Origin of the sequence: Flavonifractor sp. An82 (assembly GCF_002159265.1) — a bacterium.
Taxonomy (GTDB): Bacteria; Bacillota; Clostridia; order Oscillospirales; family Oscillospiraceae; genus Flavonifractor.
The window spans coordinates 417,394-430,448 of sequence record NZ_NFHG01000001.1 but is presented as its reverse complement, the minus strand read 5'-3'; the positions used below and the strand labels follow the sequence as shown (position 1 = coordinate 430,448).

At 62.7% G+C, this 13,055-nt stretch carries 13 protein-coding genes; 8 read left to right on the top strand and 5 right to left on the bottom strand.

Features of this window, described 5'->3' with window-relative positions:
• Positions 1 to 2: 2 nt before the first annotated feature.
• Positions 3 to 1,337, bottom strand: coding sequence for an insulinase family protein (locus B5G34_RS02450; protein WP_242956770.1), 1,335 nt, complete (start codon positions 1,335 to 1,337; stop codon positions 3 to 5).
• Positions 1,338 to 2,519 (bottom strand): FtsW/RodA/SpoVE family cell cycle protein, encoded by a 1,182-nt coding sequence (locus B5G34_RS02445; RefSeq protein WP_087333914.1) that lies wholly within the window; start codon positions 2,517 to 2,519, stop codon positions 1,338 to 1,340.
• A gap of 140 nt (positions 2,520 to 2,659) precedes the next feature.
• Here B5G34_RS02445 and tsaE point away from each other — a divergent pair, with 140 nt between their 5' ends.
• The 3 genes from tsaE to upp are packed head-to-tail and all read left to right on the top strand — an operon-like array spanning position 2,660 to position 4,435.
• A complete protein-coding gene (tsaE, locus tag B5G34_RS02440) occupies positions 2,660 to 3,088 on the top strand; it encodes a tRNA (adenosine(37)-N6)-threonylcarbamoyltransferase complex ATPase subunit type 1 TsaE (protein WP_087333912.1) in 429 nt (142 codons plus the stop codon).
• The gene (gene tsaB / locus B5G34_RS02435; protein ID WP_087333911.1) at positions 3,085 to 3,795 is read left to right on the top strand and encodes a tRNA (adenosine(37)-N6)-threonylcarbamoyltransferase complex dimerization subunit type 1 TsaB; all 711 of its coding nucleotides are present in this window, start codon (positions 3,085 to 3,087) and stop codon (positions 3,793 to 3,795) included. Before tsaE ends, tsaB begins: the two co-directional genes overlap by 4 nt.
• A 10-nt stretch (positions 3,796 to 3,805) precedes the next feature.
• The gene (gene upp, locus B5G34_RS02430) at positions 3,806 to 4,435 is read left to right on the top strand and encodes a uracil phosphoribosyltransferase (RefSeq protein ID WP_087334356.1); all 630 of its coding nucleotides are present in this window, start codon (positions 3,806 to 3,808) and stop codon (positions 4,433 to 4,435) included.
• A 53-nt stretch (positions 4,436 to 4,488) separates the two neighbouring features.
• Here upp and B5G34_RS02425 read toward each other — a convergent pair whose 3' ends face one another.
• The 3 genes from B5G34_RS02425 to B5G34_RS02415 all read right to left on the bottom strand — a co-directional run bounded on the left by B5G34_RS02425 (position 4,489) and on the right by B5G34_RS02415 (position 7,633).
• A complete protein-coding gene (locus B5G34_RS02425; RefSeq protein ID WP_087333909.1) occupies positions 4,489 to 6,696 on the bottom strand; it encodes an ATP-dependent RecD-like DNA helicase in 2,208 nt (735 codons plus the stop codon).
• Between the two features lie 62 nt (positions 6,697 to 6,758).
• Entirely contained in the window at positions 6,759 to 7,094 is a 336-nt protein-coding gene (locus B5G34_RS02420) for a hypothetical protein (protein ID WP_087333907.1), read from the bottom strand.
• 47 nt (positions 7,095 to 7,141) lie between these two features.
• Positions 7,142 to 7,633, bottom strand: a complete 492-nt coding sequence (locus B5G34_RS02415; protein ID WP_242956769.1) for a small multi-drug export protein — start codon at positions 7,631 to 7,633, stop codon at positions 7,142 to 7,144.
• Positions 7,634 to 7,800: 167 nt separating this feature from the next.
• On the opposite strand from B5G34_RS02415, the gene pyrE reads away from it, so the two are divergent.
• The 5 genes from pyrE (at position 7,801) to B5G34_RS02390 (ending at position 13,035) form a co-directional block, all read left to right on the top strand.
• Complete coding sequence (gene pyrE, locus B5G34_RS02410) at positions 7,801 to 8,475, top strand: orotate phosphoribosyltransferase (RefSeq protein ID WP_087333905.1); 675 nt, start codon at positions 7,801 to 7,803, stop codon at positions 8,473 to 8,475.
• 35 nt (positions 8,476 to 8,510) lie between these two features.
• A complete protein-coding gene (gene radC / locus B5G34_RS02405; RefSeq protein WP_087333904.1) occupies positions 8,511 to 9,185 on the top strand; it encodes a DNA repair protein RadC in 675 nt (224 codons plus the stop codon).
• Between the two features lie 64 nt (positions 9,186 to 9,249).
• Complete coding sequence (uvrB, locus tag B5G34_RS02400; protein ID WP_087333902.1) at positions 9,250 to 11,211, top strand: excinuclease ABC subunit UvrB; 1,962 nt, start codon at positions 9,250 to 9,252, stop codon at positions 11,209 to 11,211.
• Positions 11,212 to 11,235: 24 nt separating this feature from the next.
• Positions 11,236 to 11,784, top strand: coding sequence for a hypothetical protein (locus tag B5G34_RS02395; protein ID WP_087333900.1), 549 nt, complete (start codon positions 11,236 to 11,238; stop codon positions 11,782 to 11,784).
• Between the two features lie 237 nt (positions 11,785 to 12,021).
• Entirely contained in the window at positions 12,022 to 13,035 is a 1,014-nt protein-coding gene (locus tag B5G34_RS02390) for an aldo/keto reductase (RefSeq protein ID WP_087333898.1), read from the top strand.
• Positions 13,036 to 13,055 lie beyond the last annotated feature (20 nt).

The following is a 13,055-nucleotide window of genomic DNA, read 5'->3' as shown; positions in this document are numbered from 1 at the left end:
AATCACTCCCTGCCTTTCAGGAAATACACGGTATCCAGGGTCAGGTCCTGGGCGGCCTCCACCACCTGGGCGCGGGTGACGGCCTCCACCTTCTGGGCCACCTGATCGGGGCCCTCAGTGAGCCCGGCGGCACTATGGCCCAGCCAGTAGTCCTCCAGCCGAGCCTGGGTGTCCAGGGTGGTGCGCAGCGTGCTCACCACCGACCGGCGGGCCCACTCCAGCTCGTCGTCGGAAAAGTCGCCGGTCTGGCACTTGTAGAGCTGGGAGAGGATCTCGGCCTCCGCCTGCCCCACCTTGTCAAACTCCACGCCGGAGGAGACCAGCATCACATCTTTATACTTCATCAGCCCCGAGCTGGCGTAGTAGCACAGGCTCAGCTTCTCCCGTACGTTCATAAACAGCTTGGAGGTGGTGGTGCCGCCGTAGATGGCGTTGACCAGCATGAGGGCGGGATACTGTTCGTCCCAGGCGTCGCAGTTGGTGCGCAGGCCCATGGCCAGCTTGCCCTGGGTCACGTCCAGAGCCTCCTCCACCCGGTTTGGCTGCTTGGGGGCCTTCTGCTTGGCGGGACGGGCCAGCTCCGCCCGCTCTCCCTCCGGCAGCAGGTCCACCAGAGGCTGGAAGGCCGCCTGCACCCGCTCGGCCTCTGCCGAGCCGCAGTAGTAGAGCTCCACCCGGCCCCCCTTCAGCAGGGCCTGGTAGCCCTCCCACAGGGCTTTGGGGTCGATGGCCTCCACGGCGGCCTCACTGCCCAGCTTGTCCACGCCGAAGGGCTCCCCGGCACACATCTCGGCCACCACCCGGATCTGGGCGTACTGTCGTTTGTCGTTGACCTGGGCCTTGATGCGGTCGATGAGGTTGGCCTTCTCCTGCCTGGTGTAGTCGGGGCAGAAGGCGCCGTCCACAGTATAAGGGGCGCCGATGAGCTCCGCCAGCAGGGCGGCGGCAGGCTCCAGCACCTGCTCGGCGTTCAGGGTGTAGGCGTCGTCCAGAAAGCTGCCCACAAAGCCCACGCACTGGGTCTCCCCCTTTTTGCGCACCATGGGCTCCAGGGAGCCGCCGTACAGCTCGTCCAGGGCGGCGGACAGGGACTCCATATCGGGATGCTTGGCCGTGCCCCGGCGGAGCACCATGGGGACCAGGGCGTTGCGGGAGGCGTCCTCCGCCGTCAGGGGGGTGAGGAACTGGGCCCCCAATACGCTGGATTTGAATTTCTTGGTCTGTACCGCCGTCAGCCAGACGCCGGGCTGCAATTCGATCCTTGTGACCTTCATGTGCTGGAACCGTCCTTTCTTGTTTACCACCATAGCCTGCCCCGTTGGGCAGACTCTATCCATTTACAGCCTGCTGCGATCCCGCAGCCAGCTGGGCAGAGAGCGCATTTTGATGCTGGATACCACACCCATGGCGGCAAACATGGTAACAATGGAGGAACCGCCATAGCTGAAGAAGGGCAGGGTCAGGCCTACCACCGGGAAGACATAGAGGCACATGCCCACGTTGACGCCCACCTGGGCCAGCAGCATACCGGCATAGCCCATGGCGATGAGGGCGCTCTGGGGGGAACAGGCCCGGCGGGCCACCCAAACGCACCGCAGGATGATGGCCGCCAGCAGGGCCAGCAGCACCAGGCAGCCGATGAGGCCGAACTCCTCGCCGCAGACGGCAAAGATCTCGTCGGTCTCCCGGGCGGGCAGACTGGACTTGTAGCTGCTCTGGGTCTGGATGCCCTGGAGGTAGCCCATGCCGGTGAGTCCGCCGCTGCCGATGGCCAGGATGCTGCGGGTCTGCTGCCAGCCCTGGCCCAAAGTCTGCTCGCTGATGGTATCCGGGTTGCCGGTGATGTGGTCAATGACCACCGTAAAGCGCTTCATGAAATACAAATCCTTCACGTGGGGCCAGATGAGCACCACGCCCACCACGCACACCACCACGGCCAGCAGGAACCAGCGCTTCTTCACCCCCGCCGACCAGGACATAATCACAAAAATGATGAGATAGGTCAGACCCATGCCGAAATCGCCGGAGGTCACCGCAACCACGCCGAACATGAACAGGGTGTGCCCCGCGAACTGGAACACCGAGGATGGCCTGCTGATGCCCCGCTCCTGGAGCCGGCTCATCTGCCAGGCCAGCAGCAGCACGAAGGTCAGCTTGGCGATCTCCGCGGGCTGTAGGTTGACGGGAAAGCCGGGGATGTGGAGCCAGCTGCGGTTGCCGTTGACCTCCACTCCCAGGGGGGTGCGCACCAGGCCGTTGATGACCACGTTGAACAGGATCAGCCATTTCCAGGATTTTTCCGTTAATAGCTCAATGTCCACCGAGGACATGATGATATAGACTGCCACGCCCAGCAGGATGCCCAATCCCTGGACGATCATATTACGGTTGGTTTCCAGGTAGCGAGTGGCGCTGAAAATCAGCACCATGCCATATCCGCTGGCCAGCAGGCACAGCGCCAGCAGCAGCCGGTCACCCTGCTGCCAGAAGGCGCGGATGGAATCTCTCAGCCAGGACAAGGGCTCACCTCCCTCGGTTTTTCTTACGTCAGGCCCACGCTCCGGGGCGTACGTCAAATTAGTTTACCATCTTTTTTGCGTTTGGTAAACAGGTGTGATATAATCTTGTCAGAATCTTCACATTTTTGAAGAGGTGTTTTATGGAAATTATAACCAACTCCCCTACTGAGACCGAGGCAGCAGGTGCCGCACTGGCCGCAGAGCTGAAACCGGGGAGCGTCATCGCCTTCACCGGCGACCTGGGAGCGGGCAAGACCGCCTTTACCCGGGGACTGGCCCGTGGTCTGGGGGTGGAGGAACGGGTGACCAGCCCTACCTTTACCATTGTCAACGAATACGAGGGGGGGCGGCTGCCCCTGTTCCACTTTGATATGTACCGGCTGGGCTCGTCGGACGAGCTCTTCGACATCGGCTGGGAGGACTATCTCTCCCGTGGCGGCGTGTGCGCCGTGGAGTGGAGCGAAAACATTGCCGACGCACTGGAGGAGGGTACCATCCGGGTGGATATCCGCCGGGGGGAGCACGACGACCAGCGCATCATCACCATCACGGGAGGGACCCAACCATGAAGATCCTGGCGCTGGAATCCTCTGCCACCGCCTGCTCGGCGGCTCTGTGCGAGGATGAAAAGCTCATCGCCCAGTCCTACCAGAACAACGGCCTGACCCACTCGGTCACCCTGATGCCCATGACCACTTCCCTGCTCTCCGGCTGCGGCCTCACCCTGGAGGACGTGGACCTGATTGCCGTGGCGGCGGGGCCCGGCTCCTTCACCGGCCTGCGCATCGGCGTGGCCGCCGCCAAGGGGCTGGCCTGGCCGGGCAATAAGTCCTGCGCCGCCTGCTCCACCCTGGAGTCCATGGCCTGGAACCTGGCCCATACCGGGCTGGAGATCTGCGCCGTCATGGACGCCCGGCGGCATCAGGTATACAACGCCCGCTTTGCCAGCGACGGCGAAAGGCTGGAGCGGCTCACCCCCGACCGGGCTATTTCTCTGGAGGAGCTGGGGACAGAATTAAAAATCAGCGGAAAAACGCAATTACTGGTTGGAGACGGCGCGGTTTTATGCTATACTACCCTCAAAGAGCTGGGGCTGGACGTCCGTCTGGCGCCCCCCCATCTCCGGTTCCAGAGCGCGTGGGGCGTGGCCCGGTGCGGTCTGGAGCTGGCTCGGCAGGGCAGGCTCACCGACGCGGCCGGCCTGACACCCGACTACCACCGGCTCTCCCAGGCTGAACGGGAGCGGCTGGCAAAAGAAGAAAGCAAAGGGGAATAGCGCCATGGATATGGAAAAAGTACACATTCTCGATCACCCGCTTCTGCAGCACAAGCTGTCCATCCTCCGGGATGAGAACACCGGCGTCAAGGACTTCCGCCAGGTCGTCTCCGAGATCGCCACCCTCATGTGCTACGAGGCCACCCGCGACCTGCCCATGGAGGAGGTTGAGATCAAGACTCCCATCACCACCGCCAAGTTCAAGACCATCGCCGGCAAGAAGCTGGCCATCGTCCCCGTCCTGCGGGCCGGTCTGGGCATGGTGGACGGCATCCTGACCCTGATCCCCTCCGCCAAGGTGGGCCACATCGGTCTGTACCGTGATCCCGACACCCTGGAGCCCGTGGAGTACTACTGCAAGATGCCCACCGATATCGCCGAGCGCGAGGTCATCATCCTGGATCCCATGCTGGCCACCGGCGGCTCCGCCTCCGCTGCCATCCAGTTCATCAAGAACTATGAGGTCAAGCACATCAAGCTGATGAACATCATCGCCGCTCCCGAGGGCATCGAGCGTGTCCATCACGATCATCCCGACGTGGACATCTACTGCGCCGCTCTGGATGAGAAGCTCAACGAGCACGGCTACATCGTGCCCGGCCTGGGCGACGCCGGCGACCGCATCTTCGGCACCAAGTAAGATCAAAAAAGATAAAAAGGTCCTCTTCCCCACCGGGAAGAGGACCTTTTTATTTATTCTTTCATCTGCACCAGCCGCCACCGCAGGCCGGAATACCGCCGCTGCTGGCGGTCGTTGGCGGTCATGGTGGCCACGACCTCCTCGTCGCCCACCAAAATCAGCAGCTCCCGGGCACGGGTGATGGCGGTGTACAGCACCCCACGGGTGAGCAGCATGGGGGCCCCCTCGCTCACCGCCAGGATCACCGCCCGGTACTCGCTGCCCTGGGCCTTGTGGACCGTAATAGCATAGGCGGGCTCCAGCTCCACCAGCATGTCCTGGGTGTACTCCACCACCCGGCCTTCAAAGTCCACGGTGAGGGTCCCTTCCCGGTTGTCCACCCGGGTAATGGTGCCGATGTCCCCGTTGAAGATGCCCATGCCGCTGTCGCCGTCCTCCCGCCAGAGCACATCGTAGTTGTTGCGCACCTGCATGACCCGGTCCCCCTGGCGGAATACATACTCCCCGAACCGCTTCTCCGGCTTGTCGGGGGCGGGGGGATTCACCGCCTCCTGGATGGCCCGGTTGAGGGAGGCGGTGCCGGTGACCCGCTTGCGGGTGGGGGACAGCACCTGGATCTGGTCGGCGGGTATGCCCATATTGTTGGGCAGCCGGGTCTGGATGAGCTCCACAATGGTCTCGGCCGCCCGGGCCGGGTCCTTCCGGCGGAGGAAGAAGAAGTCGTGCTCCCGGTCCTTCAGGTCGGGCAGCTCTCCCCGGTTGACCCCATGGGCGTTGCGGACGATGGCGCTCTCGGCGGCCTGCCGGAAGATCTCGGTAAGCCGCACCATGGGAATGGCCCCACTGCGGATGAGATCGGAGAACAGGTTGCCCGGCCCCACGCTGGGCAGCTGGTCCGGGTCCCCCACCAGGATCAGGCGGCAGTCGTCCCGCAGAGCGGAGAGCAGCCCCTGCATGAGCACGATGTCCACCATGGAGGTCTCATCCACAATGACGGCGTCCGCCTTCAGGGGGTCGCTCTCGTCGTGGGCAAAGATCAGCTTGCCGGAGCGGGGATCGTACTGGGTCTCCAGCAGACGGTGGATGGTGTACCCCTCCGCCCCGCACAGCTCCCCCAGCCGCTTGGCGGCCCGGCCGGTGGGAGCGGCCAGGGCGGTCTCCAGCCCCAGCTGGTCAAAGAGGGCCAGCACCCCCCGCAAAGAGGTGGTTTTACCGGTGCCGGGGCCGCCGGTGAGGAGCATCACCTGGCTGGTGGCCGCCAGGGCCACCGCCTCCCGCTGCTGGGGGGCGTACACGATGCCCTGATCGGCCTGGATGCGGTCGATGAGGTCGTCCAGCCCGTGGGGGGCCACCAGCTCCCCCCGGGACATCTCGGTGAGCCGCCAGGCCACATACTGCTCGGCCTCGCACAGGGCCTGGAGGTAGACGGCCTCCTCTCCTGCCACCGGCTCCTGGATCACCTCGCCCCGCTCCAGCAAAGTCTCCAAGGCGTCCTCCAGGCTCTCCCCCTCCACGCCGATGAGCTGGCCGGTGGCCATCAGCAGCTTGCGCCGGGGCAGAAAGGCGTGGCCGTTGTCCAGATTGTAGGTCAGTTCAAAGAGAAGGGCCGCCTCGATGCGCTGGGGGTCGTCCCCCTCCATACCCATGGACAGGGCCAGGGCGTCGGCGGTGGAGAAGTCCACGCCCAGCTCCTCGTCCACCATCAGGTAGGGGTTGCCCCGGATGACCTCCAGGGCCCGGTCCCCGTACCGGCGGTACAGGGGCATGGCCAGCTGGAGGGGCACCTCATGCTCCCCCAGAAAGGCCAGCAGCCGCCGCATGCCCATCTGCAGCCGGAAATTCTCCCCGATGGTCAGGGCCTTTTTGCGGGTGATGCCGCGGATGCGGGTGAGCTGCTCCGGGTGCTCCTCCAGCACGGTGAGGGCGTCCTCCCCAAATTCCTCGATCATCCGCCGGGCGGTGGCGGCGCCGATGCCCCGCACCGCCCCCGAGGCCAGATAGTCAAAGATGGCCTTGGCCCCGGCGGGCAGCCGCCGCTCCACCGTCTCCGCCTTGAACTGCTCGCCGTAGGAGGCGTGGCGGGTCCAGCTGCCCTGGACCGAGATGCCCTCGCCGGGGGCCACCCCCGGCATGCAGCCCACCACAGTGACCAGCGCTCCGTCCCCGATGTCAAGACGAAGCACCGTGTAGCCGTTCTCCTCGTTCTGGTAGATGACGGCCGACACGGTGCCCTGCATATAATCCTGTTCCGCCTCCTGCATGGCTGCCCCTCCTTGTATTACTCGGAGAATATGATACCATCTGGCGGCGGATTTGTCGAACGCTATTTTTCTGTGATGTACTGGCTCAGCCGGTCCACGGGACAGACCACCATCCCCGTAGCCCCCGACAGCAGCGCGGCGGCCACAGCCTTCCCTGTGGGGTCCAGTCCGCCGTCGGCAATGATGATGGTGAATTGCTTCCGCTTGTGTCCCCGCAGCCAGAGCAGGCTCTTCACATCCTGTTCCAGATGTTCCCCCTCCCCCGCCGCCGGGACCACGGCGTACACCGGGCCGCTCCAGTCCCCCGGCAGCAGCATCTGGCCAAAGAGTGCCCAGCCCAGGGCCAGCAGTCCGATGGCCGCCAGCAGGGCCAGGATCACCTGTAAAATTCCGTCCAAGTCCCTTCACCTCCGCCCCATCCTATGCACTCAGGGGCAAAAGGGACTCAGCCTCCCACGGTGGATACCACCACACCGGTGGCAAAGGTCATAATGAGTCCGGCGGTGGCCACGCCCAGGAAGATGGAGGGCAGTGCCTTGCGCAGGGGCATATCCAGGAAAGCCGCCGCCAGGGCGCCGGTCCAGGCGCCGGTGCCGGGCAGGGGGATGGCCACAAAGAGCCACAGGCCGATATACTTGTACTTGCTCACCTTCTCCCCCTTCAGGTGGGCCTTTCTCTCCAGCTTGTCCACCAGTCCGTTCAGCCGGGGGGACTTCCGGCGCATCCAGTAAAAGATCCGCCGGATATAGACAATAATAAAGGGGATGGGCAGCATGTTGCCCACAATGGCGGCAATCAGCGCCTGCCCCGGCGCCAGTCCCAATGCGGTGCCGAAGGGCACGCCGCCCCGCAGCTCAATGATGGGCGCCATGGAAACCATCATGGTGAAAAACATTTCGCCCAGATCATTGGACGTAAACCACTCTAATAAATCCAAACTGAAACACCTCGCAACGTCAGTTTCTGTATTGTATCACAGCGCAAGGAAAAAGACCATTTAAAAATGATGAAAGGAGACTTTTCTTTGGACGGCACAGGCTCTTGTTCTGTTCCCCAATAAATGATATAATAGTTCGACAATTTCGGGAAGAGAGGTTTTCTGACATGACCTACAAAGAAGAATTCATTGCCTTCATGGTGCGCTCCGGCGTGCTCACCTTTGGTGATTTCACCACCAAATCCGGCCGCAAGACCCCCTATTTCATCAACACCGGCAACTACAAGACCGGCGCTCAGGCCGCCAAGCTGGGCGACTACTACGCCGCCTGCATCCAGGAGAACCTGCCCGAGGGCGTGACCTGCCTGTTCGGCCCCGCCTACAAGGGCATCCCTCTGGCTGTCACCGCCGCCGCCTCCCTGTACCGCAACTATGACCGTGACCTGCCCTACTGCTTCAACCGCAAGGAGGCCAAGGACCACGGTGAGGGCGGCTCCATGGTGGGCTACAAGCCCCAGGACGGGGACGATGTGGTCATCGTGGAGGACGTGGTCACCGCCGGCACCGCCGTGCGCGAGACCATCGAGCTCTTCAAGCATGTGGCCAACGTGAACATGAAGGCCCTCATTGTCTCCGTGGACCGGATGGAGCGGGGCACCAAGGACTGCTCCACCCTGGACGAGCTGCGGGAGGACTACGGCATCTCCGTCTTCCCCATCGTCACCGTCAAGGAGATCATTTCCTTCCTCCACAACCGTGAGATCGACGGCAAGGTATATATCGACGACGAGATGAAGGGCAAGATGGAGGCATACCTGGCCCAGTACGGTGCCAAGGCCTAACAATATCCAGATGTGAAAGGGGGCGGATTCCGGCCATGGGCACCCACGACGGCCACCGTCAGCGGCTGAAAACTGAATTTCTGGCCCGGCCGGACTCCTTCCCCGACCACAAGCTGCTGGAGCTGCTGCTCTTCTACGCCAACCCCCGCAGCGACACCAATCCCCTGGCCCATGAGCTGCTGGACCGGTTTGGGTCCCTGGCCGGCGTGCTGGACGCCACCCCCGAGGAGCTGCAGAAGGTCAAGGGGGTGGGGGAGCACGCAGCCGTGCTCTTCAAAACCGTCAAGGAGCTGGCGGGCCGCTACCTCACCGCCCGCACCCAGGTGGACGACATTGCCCGGAACGCCCGGGACTACTTCGCCCTGCTCCAGCCCTATTTTTTCGGCGCCCGCAATGAGCAGCTCTGCCTTTTGTGCCTGGACGGCAAGGGCAAGGTGCTGGGCATCCGCAGGCTGGGCGAGGGCAATGTGAACGCGGTCAACGTCACCACCCGCCTCATCGCCGAGGCTGCCCTCTCCCTCAACGCCGCAGGGGTGGTGCTGGCCCACAACCATGTCTCCGGTATCGCCTTCCCATCCGGGGACGACATCGCCACCACCAACAGCCTGGCCCCCATCTTGGCTAAACTGGGGGTGGAGCTGGTGGACCACGTGATTTTTGTGGACGACGACATGGTATCTCTGCGGGACAGCGGCTTCTACAAACCGTGAGGCCTCCAAATAGGGCTTGCATTAGAACATTTGTTTTGATAGAATGGATGTACGAGGTGATGGTATGCCCAAGTTTGAAGTAGTCAGCGAATACTCCCCCGCCGGCGACCAGCCCGAGGCCATCGCCGCTCTGGCGGCAGGCATTGAAAACGGTCTGGACGAGCAGACCCTGCTGGGCGTCACCGGTTCGGGCAAAACCTTCACCATGGCCAAGGTCATCGAGGCGGTCCAGCGCCCCACTCTGGTGCTGGCCCACAACAAGACCCTGGCGGCCCAGCTGTGCGCCGAGTTCAAGGAGTTCTTCCCCAATAACGCGGTGGAGTACTTCGTATCCTACTATGATTATTACCAGCCTGAGGCCTATATCCCCCACACCGACACCTTCATTGAAAAGGACTCGGCGGTGAACGAGGAGATCGACCGGCTGCGTCTGGCGGCCACCGCCTCCCTGATGGAGCGGCGGGACGTGATCGTGGTGTCCTCGGTGTCCTGTATCTACGGCCTGGGCGAGCCGGAGGACTTTGCCAAGATGATGGTCTCCCTCCGGGTGGGCGCTCAGATGGAGCGGGACGAGCTTTTAAAAAAGCTGGTGGCCATCCGCTACGAGCGCAACGATATCGCCTTTGAGCGCAATATGTTCCGGGTCCGTGGGGACACTGTGGAGATCTTCCCCGCCTACTGGAAGGACTCCGCCATCCGGGTGGAGTTTTTCGGGGACGAGATCGACCGCATCAGCGAGATCAACGTGGTCACCGGCTCCCCCATCCGGCGGCTGACCACCATTCCCATCTGGCCCGCCACCCACTATGTCACCCCCAAGGAGAAGATGGACGCCGCTATCCAGGAAATTTATAAGGAACTGGAGGAGCGGGTGGCCTTCTTTGAACAGGAGGGCAAGCTGATCGAGGCCCAGCGCATCAAGCAGCGCACCCTGTACGACGTGGAGATGATGCAGGAGCTGGGCTACTGCACCGGCATCGAAAACTACAGCCGGGTCATCGAGGGCCGCCCCGCCGGGTCGCCCCCCCACACCCTGCTGGACTACTTCCCCAAGGATTTTGTTCTCTTCATCGACGAGAGCCACGTGACCCTTCCCCAGGTGCGGGCCATGTACAACGGCGACCGGGCCCGGAAGACCTCCCTGGTGGACTACGGCTTCCGGCTCCCCTGCGCCTTTGACAACCGGCCCCTGAAATTTGAGGAGTTCCAGAAGCGGCTCAACCAGGTGGTGTATGTCTCCGCCACCCCCGGCGACTATGAGCGGGAGCGCTCCGGCCAGATCGTGGAGCAGGTGATCCGCCCCACCGGCCTGCTGGACCCCAGGATCGAGGTGCGCCCGGTGGAGGGGCAGATCGACGACCTCATCGGGGAGATCAACGACCGCACTGCCCGCAAGGAGCGGGTGCTGGTCACCACCCTCACCAAGAAGATGGCGGAGGGTCTCACCGCTTACCTCACCAACGCGGGCATCAAGGTGCGCTACATGCACCACGATATCGACACCATCGAGCGGATGGAGATCATCCGGGACCTGCGGCTGGGTACCTTCGATGTGCTGGTGGGCATCAACCTGCTGCGCGAGGGCCTGGACCTGCCGGAGGTCTCCCTGGTGGCCATTCTGGACGCCGACAAGGAGGGCTTCCTCCGCTCGGAGACCTCCCTCATCCAGACCATCGGCCGGGCCGCCCGCAACGCCGACGGCCTGGTGGTCATGTACGCCGACTCCATCACCCCATCCATGCGCCGGGCCATTGACGAGACCGAGCGCCGCCGGGCCAAGCAGGACGCCTTCAACCAGGCCCACGGCATCGTGCCCAAGACCGTCATCAAGTCGGTGCGGGACGTCATCGACCTGTCCGAGGACAAGGGCGAGCTGCCTCACTCCAAGAAGGCTCTGTCCAAGAAGGAGAAGGAGGCTGCCATCGCCAAACTGGAGAAGGAGATGCGGGAGGCCAGCAAGCGGCTGGAATTCGAGTATGCCGCCGTCCTCCGGGACCGCATCATCGAGCTGCGGGGACAGGGATGACCTTCTTCAAGGAGGATTGCTGCTATGTATGACCGTCTGAAGAAAGTTCTGCTCATTCTGTTGGTTGTGATCTTAGTGGTGTTTTCTGTCCTTTACTTTTTCATTGGCCGCCAGTATGGCGTGAAGTATCAGGATGCCCTCTACTTCCCCAGCTCCGAGGAGGATACCACGGTGTACTCCGCCAAAGGAGGCGGCCAGCCCGCCTCCTTTACCGTTCAGGGCGACACCGTCACCTACCGCTGGAGGGACACGGTCTACGGTCCCTATACCATCCGGGAGGACCCCACCGCCGCCCCGGTTGTAGAATGGGAGTACCCGAAGCTTATCGGTGTAGAGATCCGCGAGGAGGACAGCATTCTCTTTCGGGGAGGATACACCGAAAATCTGTCTTTGTTGATAGGAGAGGACGACGAGTTTGATTCCAGCATCTCCCATTTCACCTACTCGGTCAACGGTGTCGAACGCGACGCCGACGGCAATGTGGTAGCCCCCCACCAGCCCAGTCTGAAAACCCTCATCCGTTTCTCCCAGCTGCCCAAAGCGGACGCCCATCGTGGCAGCCTGATGTACTGATTCTTTGGACTTTTAATAGCTGGAATTACCGCCCTGCTCATCAGGTTCGACGACACTCTGTTCCGCCTTCACCTGTCTTTCCGGGTCAGGCATCCGGAGGACGCCGATCCCTCCGACTGGGAACTTACCAGCCGGGTTCTGAGCTGGCTTGCATTTACTGTCTTTTCCTTCGGCGTATTTATCGCCGGACTGATGATCATTAACTGACCAAGCATCATAAAAAGTGAGGTTTTTGTCATGAATTACGTCACACTTGGTAAAACTGGTCTCAAGGTCGCCCAGGTTTCCTTCGGCGGCATCCCCATCCAGCGTTCCGACGCCGCCAATACCAAGGCGGTGGTGGACAAGCTGGAGCAGTACGGCATGAATTACATCGATACCGCCCGGGGCTACACCGTGTCCGAGGAGTATCTGGGGGCCGCCCTGGAGGGCCGCCGGGACAAGTTCATCCTGGCCAGCAAGTCCATGGCCCGGGACAAGGAATCCATGGCCAAGGACATCGACATCAGCCTGAAGAACCTGCGCACCGACCACATTGAGGTCTACCAGATCCACAACCTGCCTGAGGCCGAGATCGACAAGGTGTTCGGCGAGGGCGGCGCCTGGGAGGCTCTGGAGGAGGCCAAGGCCGCCGGCAAGATCGGCCATCTGGGCGTCACCGCCCACAACATCGGCGCGCTGAAGAAGATGCTGGAGCTCCACGGCGACAAGATCGAGACCATCATGTTCCCCTACAACATCGTGGAGATCCACGGCCACGAGGTGCTGAAGCAGGCCCGTGAGATGGGCATCGGCACCATCGCCATGAAGCCCATGGCCGGCGGCAACCTGGACGACTGGAACCTGGCCCTGCGGTTCATCGCCGCCTCCGGTGTCATCGACATCTCCATTCCCGGCATGGGCTCCCCCGAGGAGGCCGACCGCAACGCCGAGGCCGCCGAGCACTTCTCCCCCCTCACCCAGGAGGAGCTGGCTGAGTGCGACCGCATCCGCAAGGAGCTGGGCAACGAGTTCTGCCGCCGCTGCAACTACTGTGCCCCCTGCCCCAACGGCATCAACATCCCCAACTGTTTCCTGATGGCCAACTATGCCCGCAAGTACGGCCTGGCCGACTGGGCCAAGGCCCGGTACGACGCCATGCAGTACCACGCCGGCTCCTGCGTCCAGTGCGGCGCCTGCGAGAAGCGCTGCCCCTATAACCTGCCCATCCGTGACATGCTGACCAAGGTGGCTGATCTGTTCGGCTATTGATCTTTTCCCTCCAAAGGAGT